Source organism: Sphingomonas sp. R647 (genome assembly GCF_020177055.1).
Taxonomy (GTDB): domain Bacteria; phylum Pseudomonadota; class Alphaproteobacteria; order Sphingomonadales; family Sphingomonadaceae; genus Sphingomonas.
This window is the reverse complement of record NZ_JAIQXT010000002.1, coordinates 71,507-92,794: the sequence shown is the minus strand read 5'-3', so window position 1 is coordinate 92,794 and position 21,288 is coordinate 71,507. Positions and strand designations below refer to the sequence as shown.

Below are 21,288 nucleotides of genomic sequence, written 5' to 3'. Positions count from 1 at the left end.
GCGGATGGGTGGACCCCGGCACAACTGCGCGGGAATAAGAAGCCCCGTCCCGGGTCAAGCCCGGGACGACGATCGTGGCAATCAAGCCGCCATACGGCGCGCTTTTTCCAGCTTTTTCATGATCATCTGGCGCTTGAGCCGCGAGAGATGGTCGAGGAACACGATCCCCTCGAGGTGATCCATCTCATGCTGGATGCAGGTCGCGAGCAGGCCGGTGAACTGCTCGTCATGCGCGACGCCATGTTCGTCCAGCCACTTGACGCGGCAGGTCGCGGGGCGATCGACATCGGCGAACTGGTCGGGGACCGACAGGCAGCCCTCGGTATAGGTGCTCATCTCGTCCGCGGGGTCGAGGATTTCGGGGTTGATGAAGACGCGCGGTGCCTTGATCGGCTTGCCCTCTTCGTCCTCTTCTTCCTGCAAATCCATCACCAGCACGCGCTTGGGCACGCCGACCTGAATCGCGGCGAGGCCGATGCCGGGGGCGTCATACATCGTGTCGAACATGTCGGCGATCAGCGCGCGCAGATCGTCATCGACCGTCTCGACCGGGGTGGAGATGGTCTTGAGACGCGGATCGGGAACTTCGAGGATCGGGAGAATAGCCATCGCGCCAATTTAGGTGTTGCCCCGGTCGGGGTCAATTCCGCGCGACCCGCAGAATTCCGATCAGAGTGATCAGGCGACCGGCCGCCGCGCGCGCAGCGCCTGTGCCAGCGTGCCCTCATCCAGATAATCCAGCTCGCCCCCGACCGGCAGGCCGTGCGCCAGCTGGGTCAGCCGCACAGGATAGCCCTCCAGCCGCTCGGCGATATAGTGCGCGGTGGTCTGGCCCTCCAGCGTCGCGTTCATCGCCAGCACGACTTCATCTACACCGCCCGCCGCGATCCGGGTGACGAGGCTGTCGATCGCCAGATCCTCGGGCCGCACCCCATCGAGCGCCGAGAGCTTGCCGCCGAGCACATGGAATTTGCCGGGAAACAGCCGCGAGCGTTCCAGCGCCCACAGGTCGGCGACTTCCTCGACCACGCACAGCTGCCGCGTGTCGCGGCGCGGGTCGGCGCATACCGCGCACGGATCGGTCGTATCGACATTGCCACAAGTCGAGCAGGTCGCCAGCCGCTCGCTCACCGCCTCCAGCGCGCGCAGCAACGGGTCGAGCGCGGTCTCGCGCTTCTTGAGCAGATGCAACACCGCCCGCCGCGCCGATCGCGGGCCAAGGCCGGGGAGGCGCGACAGGGCTTGCGTCAGGGTTTCGATCTCGGGCGATGCCATGGATGCGACATAGGGGCTTGCCACCCGCCCTGCCAAGCGGTGAAGGGTGAGCGATGCGGATCATCTTCATGGGCACCCCCGACTTCGCGGTGCCGACCCTCAATGCGCTGGTCGAAGCGGGCCATGATGTCGTCGCGGCGTATAGCCAGCCGCCGCGCCCCGGCGGGCGGCGCGGCAAGGCGCTGACCCCCTCCCCCGTCCATGCCCGCGCCGAGGAACTAGGGATCGAAGTCCGCACGCCGCTGTCGTTCAAGAAAGACCCCGACGCGGTTGCCGCCTTTGCCGCGCTCAATGCCGATGTCGCAGTGGTCGCCGCCTATGGCCTGATCCTTCCGGTCAGCGTGCTGGAGGCACCGCGCCTCGGCTGCCTCAACGTCCATGGCTCGATCCTCCCCCGCTGGCGCGGCGCGGCGCCGGTGCAGCGCGCGATCCTGGCCGGGGATGCGGAGACCGGCGTCGGGATCATGCAGATGGAAGCAGGGCTGGACACCGGCCCGGTACGGCTGGAGGGGCGCACGCCGATCGACGGCAAGACGGCGGGCGAACTCACCGCCGAGCTGGCGGAGCTGGGCGCGCGGCTGATGGTGCAGGTGCTGGCCGATTTCGACGGGCATCCGGCCGTGGCTCAGCCCGAGGACGGTATCACTTACGCGGCGAAGATCGACAAAGCCGAAACCTGCCTGAACTTCGACCAGCCCGCCGACGCGGTCGAACGCCAGATCCGCGCCTTCAACCCGCCCGGTGCGTGGTTCGAGCATGACGGCGAGCGAATCCGCGTGCTGGCGGGTGAAAAGCTCCCTCTCCCCTTCGGGGAGAGGGTTGGGGAGAGGGGCATGATCCTCGACCCAGCAGCACTGCCCCTCTCCCAACCCTCTCCCCAAGGGGGAGAGGGCTTTTGGATCGCCTGCGCAACCGGAGCCATCCGCCCCACCCTCGTCCAGCGCGCAGGACGCGGCGTCGTCACCACCCGCGAACTGCTCAACGGCTTCCCGATTCCCCCCGGAACCCAGCTGTGACCCGCTTCGCGCTGACCATCGAATATGACGGCCGCCCCTTCATGGGCTGGCAATATCAGGATCACGGCCCCAGCGTGCAGGGCGCAATCGAGGATGCGCTGCACGGTATCACTGGCGAGGATGCGCTGGTCCATGCCGCCGGGCGCACCGATGCCGGGGTCCATGCGCTGGGCATGCGCGCGCATACCGAAATCGAGAAGGACATCGCGCCGTTCCGGCTAATGGAGGCGCTCAATGCGCATCTGCGCAAGGTGCCGGTCGCGATCCTGGCGTGCGAGACCGTCCCAGACGACTGGCACGCGCGCTTTTCCTGCACCGCGCGCCATTACATCTATCGCATCGCCAACCGCCGTGCGCCGCTGACCTTCGATGCGGGGCTGAAGTGGCGCGTTCCCGCCGAGCTTGACGCCGATGCGATGCACGCCGCCGCGCAGATTCTGGTCGGCACGCACGATTTCACCACCTTCCGATCGGTCCATTGCCAGTCGGCCAGCCCGCTCAAGTCGCTCGACCGGCTGGATGTGGTGCGGGAGGGCGACGAGATCGCGATCCACGCTTCGGCACGATCGTTCCTGCATCATCAGGTGCGATCGATGGTCGGCTGCCTGTCGATGGTCGGGCGCGGGCAATGGAGCGCCGACGACCTGCGCGCTGCGCTGGAGGCCAAGGACCGCGCCCGCCTCGGCCTTAACGCGCCGTCGGACGGGCTGTATTTCGTGAAGGCGGATTATCCTTAGCGGCTGAACTTCGCCGCCAGCTCCGCATGGGTCGACCAGCGGAACTGCCCGACCGGCTGCACCCAATCGAGGCGATAGCCACCCTTGACCAGAGCCTCCGCATCGCGCGCGAAGGTCGCGGGGTTGCAGGAGACATAGGCGATCACCGGCGCCTTGCTTGCCGCCAGCTCGACCGCCTGCTCCTTCGCCCCCGCGCGCGGCGGATCGAGGATCACCGCGTCGAACAGGTCGAGTTCCTTCGCGGTCAGCGGGCGGCGGAACAGGTCGCGATGCTCGGCGAACACCTGACGCAACCCGCGCCCGGCCGCCGCCTTCAGCGACAGGATCGCGTCGCGCGCGCCCTCGCCGGCATAGACCTTGGCCTTGGGGTCCATCGCGAAGGTGAAGGTGCCGAGCCCCGCGAACAGATCGGCGATCGTCTTCGCCCCGCCAACCGCCTCACGCACCGCAGCGACCAAAGCAGCCTCGCCCTCCGGCGTCGCCTGCAGGAAGCTCGCCGCCGGGAATGGCACCGCAACGCCGCCGAAGCTGACCGTCACCGGATCGGGCTCCCAACGCGCTTCCGGCCCCATCCCGTCATCGACGCTCAGCCGCCCTAGCGCATGGCGCATCGCGAACGCGGTCACCGCCTCCACCGCCTTGAGGCTGTCGGTCACCAGCCCATCGACCAGGATATCCGGCCCCTGATCGGTCAGCGCGAGGTGGACGTTAACCCGCCGGCTCTCGGGCAGATACGACGCGAGTAGCCCGCGCAGCGGCTGGAGCAGCGCGAACAGCCAGGGATCGAGCACCTCGCACTGCTGAACGTCGATCAGCCGGTGGCTGGACTGTTCGGTAAAGCCCAGATGCACCTGCCGCCCGCGCCGCTCCGCATGCAGCGTCGCGCGGCGACGCGTGCGCGGCGGCGACAGCATCGGCGCGCGGATCTCGGCGGTCAGGCCATGCTGCGCCAGCGCCCCGGTGATCCGCCCGGTCAGAAACTCGGCATAGGCGGCATCGTCGAGATGCTGAAGCTGGCACCCGCCGCATTCGGGAAAGTGGCGGCACGGCGGCTCGACATGACGCGGGCCGCGCGCGACTGAGCCATCGGCGCGCAGCCGGTCGCCCGGTGCGGCAAGCGCGGCATGGCGCCCGTCCGCGGTTACCCCATCCCCGCGTGCGGCAACCCGCACGATCGTTTCGTCTTCACTCATCGCGCACGCTCATAAGCCTGCGGAAGCGCATCCGCCAGTTCGTCGGCGAGGAAACAGCGGTCGAGCATCCGCGCGGCCTGCCCGTGCAGCCAGACGCCATCGCTAGCAGCGCGCAGCGGATCCCAGACGCCCTGCGCCAGCATCGCGGCAATCGCCCCCGCCAGCACATCGCCGGTCCCGGCGACCGACAGCCACGGACTGCCCATTGCTGCGACATTGGCCCAGCCATCGGGCGCAGCAATTACCGTGTCCGCGCCCTTGAACACCACGACTGCACCACTGCGCGCAGCAGCTTCCTGCGCGCGCTCGATCTTGCTTCCGGCCCCCACGCCGAACAGCGCATCAAATTCGCTGGCGTGCGGCGTGAGCACTACCGGCGCGGCGCGGTCCTTGAGCACCGCTAGGTCGAGCAAATGCAGCGCATCGCCATCGATCACCAGCCGCCGCTCACTCGCGAGCGCCGCATCCAGCTTTTCGCGCGCGCGATCGTCGCGACCCAGCCCCGGCCCGATCACCACCGCACCGATCCGCTTGTCGTCGAGTGCTTCGGCACTCCAGCGCTGGCGGACGATCGCGTGCGGCGGGTTCGGCAAGCCACCGGTCAGCAGCTTTACATAACCCGCCCCTGCGCGATAGGCTGAACGTGCCGCCAGCTCCGACGCGCCGTGCATCGGGCCGGACACCACCGCGACCATGCCGCGCGAGTATTTGTGCGACCAGGGCTGCGGGATGGTGATCCCGCGTTGTGCCAATGTGCGCACCGGCGCGTGCGGCAAGTCCAGCCCGATGTCGATCAGCCGAACCGCGCCGCAATGCCGCGCCGTCGGCTGCAGGACATGCGCGGGCTTGAGCGCGCCCAGCGCGAGCGTGACATCGAAACTCGCCTCCAGAAACAGGTTGTTATCGGCGCCCGTATCGGAATCGACCCCGCTTGGCAGATCGACTGTAATCGCCAGCCGTGAGAGCCGCACAAGCTGCTCGATCACGTCCGAAATTTCTTCAGAAAGTGAACGGTTCAGGCCCGTACCGAACGCGGCATCGACAAAAACTCCGGAGTAGGCACCCGTGTCCGACAGTGGCTGCGGAAACGCCTCAACCGCCCCACTCCACGCCGCCCGCGCCGCAGCCGCAACCTCTGTCCCCGGTTCACCCAGCGCCGCCACCCGCACCGGTACGCCCCGGCTCGCCAGAACCCGCGCCGCGACATAGCCGTCGCCGCCATTATTGCCCGGCCCGCACAGGATCAGCACCTCGCTGCCCGCCGCCAGCCGGTGGACCCATTCCGCAACGCCCGTCCCAGCACGCTCCATCAGCGCCGCAACGCTCGATCCGGCGGCGATCGCGCGCTCCTCCGCCGCGCGCATCGCTGCGGCGGTCAGGATCGGCGCCCCTTCGGGCACATTGAGGAACATCAGTCTTCGCCCTGGGGCTTGGGCAGCAGCAATGCGAGCAGCAGCATTCGGCATTCTGCGTCGATCGTTCCGTCGATCAGCTCGGGCCGGAAGCGCCGCTGAAACGCCACCGTCGCCGCCAGCGGATCGCGCACGTCATAGCCGAACCGCTCCAGCGCGAGCAGAAAGCCGCCATCGGTCCAGCCGGGGTCCATCAAATTCTTGGTCGGGCGCGGCAGCGCCAGCCGCAGCCGTGCCAGCTTGCCCCATGGGAACAACTCGCCCGGATCCTGCTTGCGCGCCGGGGCAATGTCGGAATGGCCGACGACATTGCCGCGCGTGATCGCGTAGCGGTCCTTGATATCGGCAACCAGCCGGATCACCGCGTCGATCTGTTCGTCGGGAAACGGGCGATAGCCATATTCATGGCCGGGATTGACGATCTCGATCCCCACCGATGCCGAATTGACATCGGTCACGCCGCGCCAGTGCGACCCGCCCGCGTGCCAGGCGCGCTTGCCCTCATCGACCATCCGGACGACCTGTCCGTCCTCGGCCACCACATAATGGCTGGAGACCCCGAACGCCGGATCGCGCAACCGCTCGATCGCCTCTTCGGAACTGCGCATGCCGGTATAGTGCAGCACGATCATGCTGACCGGCAGCAGCCGTTCGTTGAAATTGGGCGAAGGCGCCTCGATGATGTTGAGCTCGGCCCGGTCCTGCATGCGCTGAGGGATGCGGCGACACGCGCCGAAACGCAAGCCGGTTGAAACCCGGTGTCAGCCGAACGCAGCCGCCGGCGGGACGCAACGTGCGGTATCGGCGCGATACAGGCCGCGAATCCGCGCGCACGGCACAAACGCATCGGTCTGGCCGATCACCGTCTCCCCCGCCCCCAGCAACAGCGCGCCGCCATCGCGGACCGCGCTGCGCAACGTCTGATAGGCGCGGGCGCGCATCGCCTGCGGAAAGTAGAACAGGACGTTGCGGCACAGCACCAGGTCGAACTTGCCCGGCGGCGCGGCGTCCTGCGCCAGATTATGGCGGCGGAACTGGATCCGGCGGGCGAGTTCGGGGCGGACGACCCATTCGGTGCCATCCTGTTCGAACCAGGTCATCATGCGCCGGATCGGCAACCCGCGCTGGATCTCGAACTGCGAAAAGCGTCCCGCGCGCGCGCGATCGACCGTCGCTGCTGACACGTCGGTCGCGACGATTTCAGGGAACGGCAAGCCGCGCGCGACATAGGCTTCCTCGAACAGCATTGCGAGCGAGTAGGGTTCCTGCCCAGTCGAACAGCCCGCCGACCAGATGCGCAGCCGGCGCCCCGGCTGCTCGGCCGCGATCGCCGCTGCGGCTTCGACCACCAGCTCCAGAACACCGGTGTCACGAAAGAAGGAGGTTTCGTTGTTGAGCAGCGCATCGACCACCGCATCGGCGAGCGGCCCGGTGGGGGTACCGGTCAGCCGCGCGATCAGCTGATCGACACTGTCCAGGCCATGCGCGCGCAGCACCGTCTTCAGCGCGGTTTCGATCCGCCACGCGCGGTTGGCGGCGATCTGCTGCCCGGTGCGCTGTTCCAACAATGCGCCGACGACATTGATTGCGCCGGATGAGGCAAAGGGTTGGGTTGCCGACATCAACGCGGCCGCCGCTGGCTGGCGACCATGCGTCCGATCTCGTCGGGGGGCAGCACCGCGCTGGCGCTCGCGGCGACCGCGCCGGGCATGCCCCACACGACCGAGCTGGCACGATCCTGCGCCAGAATCGCGCCGCCCGCGTCGATCAGGTCGCGCGCGCCGATCGATCCGTCGCGCCCCATGCCCGACAGCATCACGCCAAGGCCGCGCTTGCCATAAACTTCGGCCACCGATTCGAGCATCGGATCGACCGAAGGCATGCACCCGCTGACCGAACGCTCATCGGTCAGCCGGATCCCGACCCCCTCGCTGCTGCGGACGCAGCGGAGATGGGCATGGCCGGGCGCGACCAGCATCCGGCCCGGGCGCACCCGCATATGATCCTCGGCCACCTCGCACGGGCGACCGGCGAGCACCGCCAGTTGCGCGGCGAAATAGCTCATGAAGGAGGCGGGCAGATGCTGGGTCACCAGAATCGGGACCTCGAAGCTCGGCGGGATCGCGCGCAGCATCTGGCTTAGCGCATGGATGCCACCGGTCGATGCGCCGACCGCGACGATATCGAATTCCTGCGGCACGCCGATCGGCACACGGCTCGGCCCGACCAGTTCGCCCGCGCGATCGGTCAGGCGCGTCAGCCGCTCCTCCAGCGTCTCGGCGAACTTGCCGGCAAAGCTGCCCACGCCCGGCTTGACCAGCGTGTCGGCGGCACCCAGCGCCAGCGCCTGCACCGCGGCGGCGGCCCCGCGTTCGGCGGCAGAGGACACCACCAGAATCTTCGCCCCCTGCCCCGCGACCAGCAGGTCGGGCAGACCGGTCAGGCCGTGAACTCCGGGCATCTCAAGGTCGAGCAGGATCACATCGGCGCGGTGCGACGCGAGAAAGGCGAGCGCGCCCGGCACATTGCTGACCGCCCCGACCACGGCAAAGCCGCGCATCCCCTCAATCATCCGGCTCAGCACCGCGCGGGCGACAGCCGAATCATCGACGATCAGGATGCGAACGACATCGTCGCGCGGATCCGGCGGGATGCCGGCCGCGAGGGGACTGCCAGACATTCGAAAATTTCCTTAAGCGACGCCGACGATCTGAAGCTTGCTCTCCAGCGTTTCGCGGTCGAACGGCTTCATCACATATTCGTCGGCACCCGCCTCGATCGCGGCGCGGATATAAGCCATGCCGTTTTCGGTGGTGCAGAACACCACTTTCGGCTTGTTGGCGATGCCGCTGTCCTTGAGCGCGCGCAGGAAATCCATCCCGCTCATCACCGGCATGTTCCAGTCGAGCAGCACCACGTCCGGCGATGCCTCAAGGCATGCCTCCAGCGCCTCGCGCCCATCACCGGCCTCGCGCACTTCGAAATTCAACGTCTCGAGGATGTGCCGCGCGACCTTTCGGATCACCTTGGAGTCATCGACGACGAGGCAGGTTTTCATACGAGACACTTCCCGGTTCTGCGGAACTGACGACGACTATGGAATAAATACGTAAGTAGGACGTTAATTGCCGATCACGTGGTCGGCGCAACAAGGCCGGGGACCAGCGCCGCCAGGTCGATCGTCAGGATCGGTTCGCCGTCGCGCTCGATCAGCCCGCGCCCGGCCTGCTGCCACATCCCCGACAGCGGCACGCCCGCTGCCAGCGGCTGCGGCTCGAACGGCGCGACATCGTCGAGCGCATCGACCAGCATCGCATAATGATGGCCATCGACCGGGGTGATCACCGCGCGACCACCAGCGCCCTCGCCCGGCTCCAGCCCCAGCGCGGCGCGGGTATCGATCACCGTCACCACCCGGCTGCGCAGCGCGGCGAGCCCGCGGACATGACCCTGCGCACGCGGCACCGCGACGATGTTGCCGATATCGACCACCGATTCGACCTGATTGGCGTCGATCGCGACCGATTGCCCGGCGATATGCGCGATCAGGAACAGCTGTTCGGTCATCGCGTGCCTCCCCGGGCAACTTCGGCGATCGCGCCAAGCAGCGCCTCGCGATCATAGCGATAGATGGTTCCGTCGCTGCCGCCGCGCTTGCGGCTGCGCAGCCGCACCACCGGCGCGGCCTCGCCGCCCTCCGGCTCGGCATCGAGCGTCAGTACGACCTGCGCCGCCTCGCCCGGCGCCAGCGCGCTGACGACGCGATAGCCCGCGCCCTCCAGCAGCGGTTGGATGAACGTGCCGAGCCAGCCGGTGTCGCCACCGCCCAACAGGCACAGCGGCGCCGCGTCGCTGTCCGAATCCGCCTCACCATGTTCGCCGAACAGCCACATCGGATCGAGCATCTCGACCGGCTCGCCATCGATCAGCGCCACGCCCGCGATCGGGCCGGGCAGGCTCGCCGGCGCGATCTCGGTCGGCATCGCGACGATGTCGGCCGGTTCGGCGATGGCATAGGCGATCTCGGTCATTCCATCGCGCAGCCGCAGGATCGATCCGGTGCGCTTGGGATCCGCCCCCTCGACCGCAGCGACCGGCAGGATGCGGTCATCGATGGTCAGGCGCAGGCGGCCCGCGCTGCGATGGATCGCGCCCGCGCCGACCTTTTCGATCCGGTCGACGACCTCCAGTGGCACCGCACGGCGCGCGCCGTCCAGATCGGTGAACACCAGCGCCAGCGCACCATCGTCCAGCGAAACGCTTTCCTCTTCGATCTCGAGTTCACGCGCCCGCTCGAACTGCAGCCCGGCGTCGCGCGCCAGCCCTGCGCAATCGAGCAACAGCATCGGACAGCCGCTGTCGGGCAAGGTCTGCCCGGCATAGATGCCCGTCGCCATGATCGCGGGCGCCGCGGGCTTGATCACCAATTCCTCATTGTCGAGCACATCATCGACACGCAGCGCATAGCTGCCCTCACCCATGCTCACGATCGCAACCATCGGATAGCCGCTGCTCGCCACCGGCTTCAGCCCCAGTTGGTCGGCCAGCACGATCATCGGCAGCCGCCGGTCGCGCAGCGTTACCACCCAGGCGCTGCCGATGCGGTCGACGCGGATCGCATCGCTGCGCTCGCTGACGATTTCCTCGATCGCCTGACGCGGGATCGCAAAGGACTGGCCCCCCGCCCCCACCACGATCGTCGGGATAATCGACAGGGTCAGCGGCACATGGATCAGGATGCGCAGGCCCCGGCCGGGATCATTATGCAGCTCGACGCGTCCACCGATCTGCTCGATCGCAGCGCGGACCACGTCCATTCCAACGCCGCGCCCCGAAATCTCGGTCACTTCGTCCTTGGTCGACAGACCCGCCTCAAAGATCAGCGCCAGCTTGGCACGGTCGCCCAGCGCACGCAGCTCACGCTCATCGCGGCCAGTATCGGCCAGCTTGCGGATCACCCGGTCGACATCGATCCCGCGCCCGTCGTCGGACACTTCGACGACGATCTGATTGCCCGACTGGCGCGCCGACACGGTCAGGCGGCCATGTTCGCGCTTGCCCGCGGCGCGGCGCTCGGCGGGATGTTCGATGCCATGGTCGATCGAATTGCGGATGATGTGGACCAGCGGGTCGCGCAGCACCTCGATCATCTCGCGGTCGAGCTCGACCTCGGCGCCCTCGACATTGAGCAGCACCGATTTGCCCAGCCCCGCCGCGGTATCGCGCACCATGCGCGGCAAGGCGGAGAACAAAGCGTCGATCTTCTGCATCCGCGTCCGCGTCACCGTGTCGCGCAGGTCGGCGACGGTCGCGGACATCCGCTCCAGCGCCGCTTCGACCTGCGGATCGACCTCGGCACTGCGCAGCCGACGCGACAGCTCGTTGCGCGCGAGCACCATGTCGGACATGCCGCTCATCATCCGGTCGAGCAGGTCGACGTTCAGCCGCACGCTGCGGCTGTGTGCGCGCTGCACCACAGGGGCGCTCGGTTGCGCCATCTCGGCAGCCCCGCCCGCCAGCGCGGCGATCAGCAGATCCTCACCCGTATCGTCCAGCGCCGCGCCAGCGTCGATCGCCTCGACAATCTCGCCGATCCGGTCGACTACGCCCAGCACGGCGTTGACCAATGCGCGATCCGGCACGCGATCGCCCGCGCGCACATCGGCCAGCACATCTTCGGCCGCATGGCTGAGGCGCGCGAGCCGCGGCAGATCAAGGAATCCGCAGCTGCCCTTGACGGTGTGAACAAAGCGAAAAATCGCGTCGAGGCGCTCGCGGTCCTGCGGCGACGCCTCCCAGGCGACGATCTCGCCCGACAGCGCTTCGAGCGTTTCCCGCGTCTCGGCAATGAATTCTTGTAACAGATCGTCCACGGCCGCCCCCACACCACCGTGCGGTCATGGCATCGACACGGTTAACAGGTGGTTAGAGCGGGGTCGGTGGAAGCCGCAGATTCGCATCTCGGACCGCTAAAGTAACGTTTGCAACCAAATGACGGGCTGTGCGTCAACGTGCAAATACTCCCGTATTTGCACGGAGTACCCCCCGCTGCTGAATCGGTTTACCCAAATTGAGGTCGGTAGGTGCCGGGTTATAACACCCATAACCTATTGACGGGTTGGGGGATCGGATGTCGACGCGACTTGACGTAATGCGTCTCAATTGCAGACTCGTCACACGCGTGGTTGCCGAGCAAGTCTTTGCGGCAACCCTCGATCTTGGCGCGCGCCTGCCACCGCAACTGGCGCGGGCGCGGATGGTGTGCATTCCGATCCTGATTTCGGTCACCCGTGACTTGATCGATCGCGAAATGCGCGGCCCCGTAATTGCGCGTGGCCCATCGATCAACGCCATCGCCTCCTCACTCGAGCTGCCCTTTGAAACCGTGCGGCGGAACGTTCAGAAGATGGTGGATATCGGCTGGATCGCGATCGCCGAGACCGGCGGAGTCTCGCTCCCCTCACCGATGCCGGCCACGCTCGCTGACTGGTGCCTCGACCTCAGCCGCCGGCTGCGCCGCGCCGCCGCGACGATGGAAGCGTTGGGCGCGACCGATCGCGGGTCGCTGGGTTCTGGAACCTGCGACAATAGCTGCGTGCTGGCGGCGCTCGACCAGTTCCTCGTCATGGCGAGTACGTCGAAGCATTTCGACCTGCGCTTTACCGAGCTGTTCCTGATCCACCTCGTCTGCTCCGCCAGCGTCGCGCACCTCAACAGCCAGCCATCGGGAACCACGCCCTTCGCCCGTGCCGACACGATTCCGCATGCCGAGGAGCGCGCGTTCGTGCCGCTCGCCGAACTCGCGCGGATGCTCGGGATTTCGCGGTCGACCGTGTACCGGATCGTCTCGGACCCCGCTTATGCCCATCTGTTCGAACGGCGCGGCAACGGCGTGCGCGCGTCGGACCGCTTCCTCACCAGCGCGACCTATGTCGAGGCGCTGGAGCTGGTCGCCGGGCGCACCGCGACCCTGTTCTCGCGGGTGGAGCGGCACCGCTGCGGTAAGGGCTGCACCGCGCTGGATCACGTCCTGCGCCGCCCGCGCCCCTGGCGTCAGAGCCCCGGCGTGGCGCAACACGCGCACGCGGGGTAGCGGCACCCGCGCGTCAGGCCAGCCAGCCACTCCGCCGCCAGGTAATCGCGCGCGCGGCAATTTCGCCGCGCAGCAAGTCGACCAGCACCTCCGCATCAAGGTCCACGATCCGCGCGTACGCTCGCACCGCACCCATCAGGTAAATCGGCGCGGCAAATTCCGCATAGTCCTCCGCCTCGATCACAGCGATAAACGCTTCCGAAAAGCGCGTGACGCGCGCGATGTCACTCAGTTCCAGACCCCGCTCGAGCCGCGCCGCCGCCAGCAGCGCACCGCACGACGCACCCGGTACGACAGCGATGTCACCGAGGTCCATGGGAAGTGCGGGACGGGCGAGTTCAGCGGTCAACATTGCGGCAGCTCCTTTGACGCGCCGGCTAAGGAAAACGGTTACCGCCAGCAATAACGGCGGTACTCATTCTGATATCGTAACGATTGTATCAATCGGCGTCGTCCTAGGTCGAGCGTCGTGCCGCAGGTGACATGGGCGCTTTGCACGTCCACCGACGGAGGCTAGCTTCAGCTAATGCGCCCCGTGCTGCCCGCTTCGCTTCTCCTGTTATCGGCATGCGGCATCGAACCCGCTTGCGGCACCGACGTTTTGCAAGTCGCCCGCGACATCGGCAGCGACCGCTATGCGGCAACCGAAGTTCGCAGTTGCGGCGCCACCACCGGCTTTGCCACCATCGTTCGGGTAGGCCGCGCAAGCGAACCCCAATCCGATGCCGTCGAGGTGTTCGTGGCGGACAGCGACCATGGCAAGGTCAACGCCGGGATGGACGGCTCGATTTTCATGAACGTCGTCTGGACCGCGCCGGGCAAGCTGGCCATCGTCCATGACGAGCGCGGTCGGGTGTTCAAGCGGGTGGCCGAAGCGAAGGGGGCTCAGCTTACCTATCGTGCATCGCGCGGCCCCAGCCTTCCGCCTCGGCCGCCACGCCCAGACGAGAATTTTGATTGGTCGAGGCGTAATGACTAGCCCCGAAACCAGTCTTCCGGAGAACGTGCGACACAAGGTCGGGTGTCACGCGGTCGGCTGCCAAACCTCCCGAGCCACCATCACCCCCTCAAACAGCGGCGATCCGACAAACGCCGCCAGCCACCCCTGCACTCGCGCCAGATCCTGCGCCGCGAACCACTCCCGATCTACCGCAGCAAATTGCCGCACGAACGGCAGGATCGCCGCATCAGCCAGGCCGAACCGGTCTCCCCCGAGATACGCCTGCTCGCCCAGCCGCACCTCCAGCGCGCCCAGCATCGCCAACCCCGCCGCGCGGTGATCCACGCCATCCGCCGCGTAGCGCTCAGGATATTTGTACCGGTCGAGATGCCCCTTGAACGCGCCGTCATTCGCCGCGATCAGCGCCGCGTCATCGCCCGCCAGCCAGTCCTCCGGGTCGTTCCGCCCCAGCGCCCAGCGCATGATGTCGAGGCTCTCGTCGATCACCCTCCCATCAGGCAGCACCAGCACCGGCACGGTCCCCTTGGGCGAGGCTGCCAGCATCTCCACCGGCTTGTCGCGCAGCTTCACCTCGCGATGCTCGACCGCCGTCCCGCTCACCGCCAGCGCCAGCCGCGCCCGGATCGCATAGGGGCAGCGGCGGAAGCTGTAGAGGATCGGGTCAGTCAGGCTCATGCTCGCGAAACACCGCGCCGACATGCGCCTCGCCACGTGCCTGCGCCAGCAACGACTGGCGATGCCGTTCGGCATAGCTGGCGCGCTGTTCCTCGGTGCGCGTCCCGACGCAAGCCGGGCAGCTAACGCCCTCGACATAGTCCGCCGACGCCTGTCCCTCCGGGTTTACCGGCATCCGGCACGCACGGCACAGGACATGCTCGCCGACCTCAAGGCCATGCTTCACCGCCACCCGCTCGTCGAAGACGAAGCACTCGCCGTCCCACAGGCTGCGGTCCTGCGGCACCGCTTCCAGATAGGCGAGGATGCCGCCCTTGAGGTGATACACCTGCTCTACCCCCTCCGCCTTCGCGAATGCGGTCGATTTCTCGCAGCGGATGCCGCCGGTGCAGAACATCGCGATCTTGGGCGTGCGTCCCTCCGCCTCGATCTCCGCGCGCTTGGCGCGGAACCAGTCGGGAAACTCGCTGAAGCTGCGCGTCTGCGGGTCGATCGCGCCACGAAACGTGCCGATCGCGACCTCATAATCGTTGCGCGTGTCGATCAGCACCGTGTCCGGATCGGCGATCAGGTCGTTCCACTCGGTCGGCGCGACATAGTGCCCCACCCCGGCAAGCGGATCGATGTCCGGCTGGCCCATCGTCACGATCTCACGCTTGAGGCGCACCTTCATCCGGTGGAACGGCATCGCTTCGGCGTGCGAGAATTTGACGTCGATCGCGGCGCATCCGGGCAGCGCGCGGACATGCGCCAGCACCGCGTCGATCGCCGCATCGCTCCCGGCAATCGTACCGTTGACCCCCTCCCGCGCGAGCAGCAGCGTGCCCTTCACCCCCTGCGCGACGCACAGGTCCAGCAGCGGGCCGCGTAGCGCCGCCGGATCGTCGAACCGGGTGAACTGGTAAAGCGCCGCGACGCGGACCGGGCCGTCCATCAGCTGAGGTTGAACGCTGCCCCGAACAGCAGCACATCGGCGTCGGGCGGCGAAACCTGCAGCTCGCCGCCACCCTGCGTCACCAGCTGATGCACCAGATACGCCGCCGCCGCGCGCGGGGTCACCGGCGAATCGCCGGTATCGCCGCTCAGCGCACCGCGCAGCTCGCCATCCAGCACGATACGCGGCCCCTGCGCGCGCACCACGATCTCGACCATATCGTCGCGCGCCTCGGCGCCGATATCCAGCTGCCCACCGCGCACCAGCGCATCGCCGCCGATCAGCGCAAGGTTGAGCAGCACCTTGATCACCTGTTTGGGCAGCACGGGATCCTCGACCATCCAGCCGATCGACACGCGGTGATTGTCACCGAACAGGCCGTCGATCGCCGCCTGCGCCTCACGCGTGTCGACGGTGTCGCCGAACCCGCCCGCCGCACCGAACGCCAGCCGGAAGAATTTCAGCTTGTTCGCACTCGCCTTCGCGCTCTCCGCGAGCAATTCCAGGCAGCGCGCGCGCATCTCGGGATCATGCTCGTCGGCGAGCAGCTCCAGCCCATTGTTGAGCGCGCCCACGGGGCTCAACAGGTCGTGGCACAGGCGCGAGCAGAGCAAGCTGGCAAAGTCGGTCGGCGAAATGTTCATCCCTCCCCTTTGGCCCAGCCGCGCCGCCGCTGCAAGCGCGGCAAACCACGATATGCAACGTTCTCACGACAAAATGTCAGGTTTTATTGACAAGCCGATTCTTCGCCGCAATATGTCAGGAAGACCTGACACCGGGTCGTGTGTTTTTGAACAGCAAAGCGGGCGGCGTGCGGAACAGGTTGAAAGTGCTGCGCGCCGAACGCGACTGGAGCCAAGCCGAGCTTGCCGGCCGGATCGACGTGTCGCGTCAGGCGATCAATGCGATCGAGACCGGCAAGCACGATCCCTCGCTCTCGCTCGCATTCCGGCTCGCGCGCCTGTTCGGACAGCCAATCGGGGAAATCTTCAATGACGGGAATGACGATGACTGAACGCTGGGGTGAGCAACAGCATGCGGCGCGCGCGGATCGCAGTCGGCGGCGCAATCGGTGGCTGACAATCGGGGTGGTCGCGCTGCTGATCGCGATCCCGTTCGCGATCGGGGTGGCCGACGGCATTCGCGGCGCGCCGGGCGACGGGATGCCGTTGCCGATACGCTCGGCGCTGATGCTGGGTGTTGCGGCGTTGATCCTGACCTATCTGTGGAGCAGTTGGCGCGCGGCCGACGAGTATCACCGTGCGACCGCCACGCTCTGCCTCGCTGCCGCAGGCCTGGTCGCGCTGGTGGTGCCGCCGCTCGCGGAAGTCATCGCCCCCATGTTCGGCCAGACGCTATCGTTCGACCTGCCCTGGGCGCTCGCCGTCGTCGCGGCAATCGGCGCATGGCTCTGGCGTCGGCGCGGCTGAGGTTCGCCGTATTTCGGCATGTGCGCCACGCGACGCCCCTTTCGTCGCGCGGCGCGCCCGGCTAGCGTGCTGCAAAATTCATGGAGGGGATTGTATGTACCGCTTTGCACTGACAACGTTGACGGCTCTGGCGCTTACGGCGCCCTTGGCCCCCGCGCTCGCCCAGACCCGCGCGGCCCCCGCCGACGCCGTGAAGCTCGACACCAAGCGGATCGACGCGATGCTGGCGAAGATGATCGCCGATGGTCGCGCGGTCGGCGGGTCGGTGCTGGTGTGGAAGGACGGGCGCGAGGTGCATTTCGCCGCGCGTGGCGTCGCCGATCGTGAGGCCGCCCGCCCCTTCGCCCGCGACACGCTGGTGCAAATCTATTCGATGACCAAGCCGGTGACCGGCGTCGCGCTGATGCAGCTGTGGGAACAGGGCAAGTTCCGCCTCGACGATCCGCTCGCGCGCTACCTCCCCGATTTCGCGAATATGCAGGTGCAGGACGGCACCGGCCCCGATGGCAAGCCGCTGTGGCGCGCCGCGAGCCGTCCGATCACCATCCGCGACGTGCTGCGCCACACCGCCGGCTTTGCCTATGGCGACGGCCCGACTGCGGCGCACAAGGCGTTCGCCGCCGCCGATCCGCTCAACCCGCAGAACACGCTGGCGGAGTTCGGTCGGCGGCTGGCCAAGGTGCCCCTGCTCTCCGAACCCGGCACCGAATGGCATTACAGCGTATCGGTCGATGTCCAGGCGCTGCTGGTCGAGCGCCTGTCGGGCATGAAGTTCACCGACTATGTCCAGAAGCACATCTTCGATCCGCTGAAGATGCGCGAGGCCGGCTGGCACCAGCCGATGGACCGCCTCCCCCGCTTCGCCGCGACCTATGTGAAGGGGCCGACCGGCATGACCCGCCAGCCTGAGGCGGCGATGCGCGAGCGCAACTTCCCCGGCGTGCCGCTGACCATGGGCGGCGCCGGCATCGTCGCGCCGATCGACGATTATATGCGCTTTGCCCGAATGCTGCTGAACGGCGGCGAGCTGGACGGCGCGCGCCTGCTCAAGCCCGCAACGATCCGCCTGATGGCGACCGATCACCTCGACCCCGCGATCAAGGAACGCGAGTGGCTGATGGGCAAGATCGACGGCGGCTTCGGCGTCAACTTCGCCGTCCGCACCGCCCGCCCCTCGACGCCGGACCGCAATCGCGGCGCGGTCGGCGAATTCTTCTGGGACGGCGCGGCCAGCACCTTGTTCTGGGTCGATCCGGCCAACAACATGGCGGTGGTATTCTTCGTCCAGACCTTCCCGTTCGACGGGACGCTGCACACGGATATCCGCAAGGCGGTATATGGCACGGACTATCTTGGGCCGAAGGGGGATTGAGCCACCCACATCCGTTTGTGCTGAGCTTGTCGAAGCACCTGCCCCGAAAGCGGTGGTATTCCGCCCTTCGACAGGCTCAGGGCAAACCGAGGCTGGGATACCCCTAGCGCCCGTCAAACCCCTCGCGCGCCTTGGCCACCGCGTCGAGGTTCGCCTCGGCCCAATGCCACACCCCGCAAAACGCCTCACCCAAACTCTCGCCCAGCGGGGTCAGCCGATAGTCCACGCGCGGCGGCACAACGGCATGCACCGTCCGCGTGACGAACCCGTCGCGCTCCATCCGCCGCAGCGTCTGCGTCAGCATCTTCTGGCTGATCCCCGGAATCGCCTTCGACAGGTGCGTGAACCGCATCTCGCCGCGCTCATCCAGCGTCTCCAGCAGAATCATCGACCATTTGTCGGCGACCGCGCCGATCAGATCGTAGACCAGCGCATCGACCCGCGGATCGCTCGCATGCCACTCGCCATTGCCCATCGCCCACACTCTCTTTTCGGTAAGTATAATTCTTTCGGGTGCCTTCTTTCGATACGATAGCGTGCCCCTAAATCCCCGTCACCACATCCCATGGAGACGCAGATGAAACAGTCCGACAACACCATCCTCATCACCGGCGGCGGGTCGGGCATCGGCGAGGCGCTCGCCCATCGCCTGCACGATGCCGGCAACACCGTGATCGTCGCCGGCCGCCGCCGCGACGCGCTCGACGCCGCGATCGCCGGTCGCGAGAACATGCACGCCATGACGCTCGACATCGACAGCGTCGAAGCCATCGAAACCTTCGCCGCCGACCTGATCGCCGCCCACCCGGCGCTCAATGTCGTCATCAACAATGCCGGGGTCATGCGCTACGAGGACCTGTCCACCCGCCGCGACCTGACCGATGCCGAGGCGACAATCACCACCAATCTGCTCGGCCCGATCCGCCTGACCAACGCGCTGGTCGATCATCTGAAGGCGCAGGACGACGCGGCAATCGTCAACGTCACCTCCGGTCTCGCCTTCGTGCCTTTGGTCATCGCCGCAACCTACAGCGCGACCAAGGCGGCGATCCACAGCTACACCCTCTCGCTCCGGGATGCGCTGGCAGGATCGGTGGAAGTGATCGAACTCGCCCCGCCCGCCGTCCAGACGGACCTCACCCCCGGCCAGCGCGAGCGTGCCGCCTATCAGCCGCTCGACGATTTCGCTGACGAAGTGATGGCGCTGTTCGGACAGACCCCGACGCCAAAGGAAGTGCTGGTCGAGCGCGTAAAGCCGCTGCGCAACGCCGAGGCCGAAGGCCGCTTCGACGCGACGCTCGAGCAACTCACCGCGATGGTGAAGGGCGCGCAGCATTGATCATCCCCGTCGCCCCGGCCTTGAGCCGGGGCCGGGCTTCCTCAAGCGGCTTGAGCGCGCTCCACCTTTTGGAACCCGCTCATCAAACCCCGCGACGCCCCTTGAGGAACTGAACGACCACGACGATCAGCGCGACAATGAGGATGAGATGGATCAGGCCGCCGGCAACATTGAGCGAGAAACCCAGCAGCCAGAGAACCAGCAAGATAACGGCGATAGTCCAGAGCATGTTCATTCCCATTTGCGATGAAGGGGTAACAAGGTCGGAACCGGAACGTTCCGAGGCCCGCCTCACACCCGCTTGCGGCAAGCGTGGCGAAGCAACCCTGGGAGCGACGTGAACGGTCAGTCGGGCGCCTCTTCGATACGAATGTCATATTGTTTGCCGTAATCGACATGCTGCAACCCGAGCCTCGTCAACTGCATAGACCGCGTCCGTAAAGGTTCCAATGCGGTCAAGGCAGCACCGTTTCGACCTCCATCCGCTCGAACCGCCCATGCAGCCCGCGCGCCCCCGCGCGCCACGCGGTTACCGCGTCCCCCCCGACGATCACCCACAGCTTCCCGTCCGCCGCCGCCATCGCCGCATCGGTCGCGGACGGGGTCGCATCCCCGGACGGGTGCGAGTGCCAATAGCCGATGACCTTGTCCCCGCCCCCACGCTCGGCCCGCAGCGCCGCAATCAGCGCCCCCGGATCAATCTCGAACCGCCGCGCCGGATCGTCCGCGACATTCGCCTCCACGCTCGCCCGCTCGACCCCATCCGCCCCGAACAACAGCCCGCACGCCTCCAGCGGCGCGGCGTCGGCCGCAGCACGCTGGATTAGCGCGATAACACAGCTTGAAATCCGCAATCCCATTCCCATTTCCCTACAGCAATGAACCGGGGGGTTTCCACACTCGAAGCGCGGATCGCGGATGCAGCAGATGGCTGGCGGCTCGACCGGGCTTTGGCGGATGCGCTGCCCACGTTGTCGCGCGAGCGGATCAAGGCGCTGATCTCCACCGGCAACGTCACCGGCCCCGATGGTCTGATCCGCGATCCGAAGAAAAAGGCGCCCGGCGGCGCGCTGTTCACGCTCAACGTCCCCGAACCCGAGCCTGCGCATAACGAGGCGCAGGACATCGCGCTCACCGTGGTGTTCGAGGATGAACATCTGATCGTCATCGACAAGCAGGCCGGGCTGGTCGTCCACCCCGCTGCGGGCAATTTCGACGGCACGCTGGTCAACGCGCTGCTCCACCATTGCCAGGGCAGCCTGTCGGGCATCGGCGGCGTCGCGCGGCCGGGCATCGTCCACCGCATCGACAAGGACACGTCGGGCTTGATGGTCGCGGCGAAGACCGACCGCGCACATGTCGGCCTCGCCCGCCAGTTCAAGGATCATTCGATCGACCGCCGCTATCAGGCGATCGTCTCTGGCCGACCGAAAACGTCAGGCGGAAGCGTCGATGCGCCGCTTGCGCGCTCGCCGCAAAACCGCAAGAAGATCGCCATCCAGCCGGGTGGCAAGCGCGCTGTCACCCACTGGACGCTGGTAAAGCCGCTGCACGAGGCAGCTTTGGTCGAATGCCGCCTCGAAACCGGCCGCACGCATCAGGTGCGCGTGCATATGGCGTCGCTCGGTCACCCGTTGCTCGGCGACCCGGTTTATGGTAGAACGAAAAAAGAACACCGGGAGGTGCTGGAAACCTTGGGTTTCCACCGCCAGGCCTTGCACGCCGCCCGGTTGGGGTTCATCCATCCTATCCATAGTCACGCTTTGGCGTTCGATAGCGAAATGCCGGCGGACATGCAGGAACTGATGGCTAACCTCATCGTATAGTATTTTCTGACTCGTCCAAATGGAG

General features: G+C 67.0%; 26 protein-coding genes. 9 read left to right on the top strand and 17 right to left on the bottom strand.

Annotated elements, in window-relative coordinates; genetic code table 11:
* Positions 1–81: 81 nt before the first annotated feature.
* Entirely contained in the window at positions 82–609 is a 528-nt protein-coding gene (gene def, locus K9B35_RS04400; protein ID WP_224920602.1) for a peptide deformylase, read from the bottom strand.
* A gap of 69 nt (positions 610–678) precedes the next feature.
* A complete protein-coding gene (gene recR / locus K9B35_RS04395) occupies positions 679–1,275 on the bottom strand; it encodes a recombination mediator RecR (protein ID WP_224920601.1) in 597 nt (198 codons plus the stop codon).
* Positions 1,276–1,328: 53 nt separating this feature from the next.
* Between recR and fmt the strand changes: the two genes are divergently transcribed.
* Positions 1,329–2,291, top strand: coding sequence for a methionyl-tRNA formyltransferase (gene fmt / locus K9B35_RS04390; protein ID WP_224920600.1), 963 nt, complete (start codon positions 1,329–1,331; stop codon positions 2,289–2,291).
* The gene (gene truA / locus K9B35_RS04385; RefSeq protein WP_224920599.1) at positions 2,288–3,028 is read left to right on the top strand and encodes a tRNA pseudouridine(38-40) synthase TruA; all 741 of its coding nucleotides are present in this window, start codon (positions 2,288–2,290) and stop codon (positions 3,026–3,028) included. The genes fmt and truA overlap by 4 nt, the downstream gene beginning before the upstream one ends.
* Here truA and K9B35_RS04380 read toward each other — a convergent pair.
* The 8 genes from K9B35_RS04380 to K9B35_RS04345 all read right to left on the bottom strand — a co-directional run bounded on the left by K9B35_RS04380 (position 3,025) and on the right by K9B35_RS04345 (position 11,506).
* Positions 3,025–4,221 carry a class I SAM-dependent RNA methyltransferase gene (locus tag K9B35_RS04380; RefSeq protein ID WP_224920598.1) on the bottom strand — a complete coding sequence of 399 codons (1,197 nt, stop codon included), beginning with the start codon at positions 4,219–4,221 and terminating at the stop codon, positions 3,025–3,027. The genes truA and K9B35_RS04380 overlap by 4 nt on opposite strands.
* Entirely contained in the window at positions 4,218–5,633 is a 1,416-nt protein-coding gene (locus K9B35_RS04375) for an NAD(P)H-hydrate dehydratase (protein ID WP_224920597.1), read from the bottom strand. Before K9B35_RS04375 ends, K9B35_RS04380 begins: the two co-directional genes overlap by 4 nt.
* On the bottom strand, positions 5,633–6,340 hold the full coding sequence (locus K9B35_RS04370; protein ID WP_224920596.1) for an N-acetylmuramoyl-L-alanine amidase: 708 nt from the start codon (positions 6,338–6,340) through the stop codon (positions 5,633–5,635). The genes K9B35_RS04375 and K9B35_RS04370 overlap by 1 nt, the downstream gene beginning before the upstream one ends.
* A 54-nt stretch (positions 6,341–6,394) precedes the next feature.
* A complete protein-coding gene (locus K9B35_RS04365) occupies positions 6,395–7,255 on the bottom strand; it encodes a CheR family methyltransferase (RefSeq protein ID WP_224920595.1) in 861 nt (286 codons plus the stop codon).
* On the bottom strand, positions 7,255–8,313 hold the full coding sequence (locus K9B35_RS04360; RefSeq protein WP_224920594.1) for a chemotaxis protein CheB: 1,059 nt from the start codon (positions 8,311–8,313) through the stop codon (positions 7,255–7,257). The genes K9B35_RS04365 and K9B35_RS04360 overlap by 1 nt, the downstream gene beginning before the upstream one ends.
* 12 nt (positions 8,314–8,325) lie before the next feature.
* Positions 8,326–8,691, bottom strand: coding sequence for a response regulator (locus tag K9B35_RS04355; RefSeq protein ID WP_224921095.1), 366 nt, complete (start codon positions 8,689–8,691; stop codon positions 8,326–8,328).
* Positions 8,692–8,765: 74 nt separating this feature from the next.
* Complete coding sequence (locus tag K9B35_RS04350) at positions 8,766–9,200, bottom strand: chemotaxis protein CheW (protein WP_224920593.1); 435 nt, start codon at positions 9,198–9,200, stop codon at positions 8,766–8,768.
* Complete coding sequence (locus K9B35_RS04345) at positions 9,197–11,506, bottom strand: chemotaxis protein CheA (RefSeq protein WP_224920592.1); 2,310 nt, start codon at positions 11,504–11,506, stop codon at positions 9,197–9,199. Before K9B35_RS04345 ends, K9B35_RS04350 begins: the two co-directional genes overlap by 4 nt.
* A gap of 308 nt (positions 11,507–11,814) precedes the next feature.
* On the opposite strand from K9B35_RS04345, the gene K9B35_RS04340 reads away from it, so the two are divergent.
* The gene (locus K9B35_RS04340; RefSeq protein WP_224920591.1) at positions 11,815–12,726 is read left to right on the top strand and encodes a helix-turn-helix transcriptional regulator; all 912 of its coding nucleotides are present in this window, start codon (positions 11,815–11,817) and stop codon (positions 12,724–12,726) included.
* Between the two features lie 13 nt (positions 12,727–12,739).
* Here K9B35_RS04340 and K9B35_RS04335 read toward each other — a convergent pair whose 3' ends face one another.
* A complete protein-coding gene (locus tag K9B35_RS04335; RefSeq protein ID WP_224920590.1) occupies positions 12,740–13,078 on the bottom strand; it encodes a helix-turn-helix domain-containing protein in 339 nt (112 codons plus the stop codon).
* A gap of 174 nt (positions 13,079–13,252) precedes the next feature.
* Between K9B35_RS04335 and K9B35_RS04330 the strand changes: the two genes are divergently transcribed.
* Positions 13,253–13,705 (top strand): hypothetical protein, encoded by a 453-nt coding sequence (locus K9B35_RS04330; RefSeq protein ID WP_224920589.1) that lies wholly within the window; start codon positions 13,253–13,255, stop codon positions 13,703–13,705.
* A 45-nt stretch (positions 13,706–13,750) separates the two neighbouring features.
* On the opposite strand, the gene K9B35_RS04325 is transcribed toward K9B35_RS04330, so the two are convergent.
* Genes K9B35_RS04325 through K9B35_RS04315 form a run of 3 tightly spaced genes read right to left on the bottom strand, consistent with a single transcriptional unit; the run spans position 13,751 to position 15,940 of the window.
* A complete protein-coding gene (locus tag K9B35_RS04325) occupies positions 13,751–14,362 on the bottom strand; it encodes a glutathione S-transferase (protein ID WP_412103436.1) in 612 nt (203 codons plus the stop codon).
* A complete protein-coding gene (locus tag K9B35_RS04320) occupies positions 14,349–15,296 on the bottom strand; it encodes a rhodanese-related sulfurtransferase (protein WP_224920588.1) in 948 nt (315 codons plus the stop codon). Before K9B35_RS04320 ends, K9B35_RS04325 begins: the two co-directional genes overlap by 14 nt.
* Complete coding sequence (locus tag K9B35_RS04315; RefSeq protein ID WP_224920587.1) at positions 15,296–15,940, bottom strand: histidine phosphotransferase family protein; 645 nt, start codon at positions 15,938–15,940, stop codon at positions 15,296–15,298. The genes K9B35_RS04320 and K9B35_RS04315 overlap by 1 nt, the downstream gene beginning before the upstream one ends.
* A gap of 167 nt (positions 15,941–16,107) precedes the next feature.
* On the opposite strand from K9B35_RS04315, the gene K9B35_RS04310 reads away from it, so the two are divergent.
* The 3 genes from K9B35_RS04310 to K9B35_RS04300 all read left to right on the top strand — a co-directional run bounded on the left by K9B35_RS04310 (position 16,108) and on the right by K9B35_RS04300 (position 18,098).
* Entirely contained in the window at positions 16,108–16,311 is a 204-nt protein-coding gene (locus K9B35_RS04310; protein ID WP_224920586.1) for a helix-turn-helix transcriptional regulator, read from the top strand.
* Positions 16,304–16,726, top strand: a complete 423-nt coding sequence (locus K9B35_RS04305) for a hypothetical protein (RefSeq protein WP_224920585.1) — start codon at positions 16,304–16,306, stop codon at positions 16,724–16,726. The genes K9B35_RS04310 and K9B35_RS04305 overlap by 8 nt, the downstream gene beginning before the upstream one ends.
* A gap of 94 nt (positions 16,727–16,820) precedes the next feature.
* On the top strand, positions 16,821–18,098 hold the full coding sequence (locus K9B35_RS04300) for a serine hydrolase domain-containing protein (protein ID WP_224920584.1): 1,278 nt from the start codon (positions 16,821–16,823) through the stop codon (positions 18,096–18,098).
* Positions 18,099–18,201: 103 nt separating this feature from the next.
* Here the strand turns inward: K9B35_RS04300 and K9B35_RS04295 are convergent, their stop codons facing one another.
* Positions 18,202–18,573 (bottom strand): winged helix-turn-helix transcriptional regulator, encoded by a 372-nt coding sequence (locus tag K9B35_RS04295; protein WP_224921093.1) that lies wholly within the window; start codon positions 18,571–18,573, stop codon positions 18,202–18,204.
* A gap of 102 nt (positions 18,574–18,675) precedes the next feature.
* Here K9B35_RS04295 and K9B35_RS04290 point away from each other — a divergent pair, with 102 nt between their 5' ends.
* Entirely contained in the window at positions 18,676–19,437 is a 762-nt protein-coding gene (locus K9B35_RS04290; protein WP_224920583.1) for an SDR family oxidoreductase, read from the top strand.
* A gap of 82 nt (positions 19,438–19,519) precedes the next feature.
* On the opposite strand, the gene K9B35_RS04285 is transcribed toward K9B35_RS04290, so the two are convergent.
* The gene (locus tag K9B35_RS04285; RefSeq protein ID WP_224920582.1) at positions 19,520–19,666 is read right to left on the bottom strand and encodes a lmo0937 family membrane protein; all 147 of its coding nucleotides are present in this window, start codon (positions 19,664–19,666) and stop codon (positions 19,520–19,522) included.
* 226 nt (positions 19,667–19,892) lie between these two features.
* Positions 19,893–20,297: a M67 family metallopeptidase gene (locus tag K9B35_RS04280; protein ID WP_224920581.1), complete on the bottom strand. Its 405-nt coding sequence runs from the start codon at positions 20,295–20,297 to the stop codon at positions 19,893–19,895.
* Between the two features lie 18 nt (positions 20,298–20,315).
* Between K9B35_RS04280 and K9B35_RS04275 the strand changes: the two genes are divergently transcribed.
* Complete coding sequence (locus tag K9B35_RS04275) at positions 20,316–21,263, top strand: RluA family pseudouridine synthase (RefSeq protein ID WP_224920580.1); 948 nt, start codon at positions 20,316–20,318, stop codon at positions 21,261–21,263.
* Positions 21,264–21,288 lie beyond the last annotated feature (25 nt).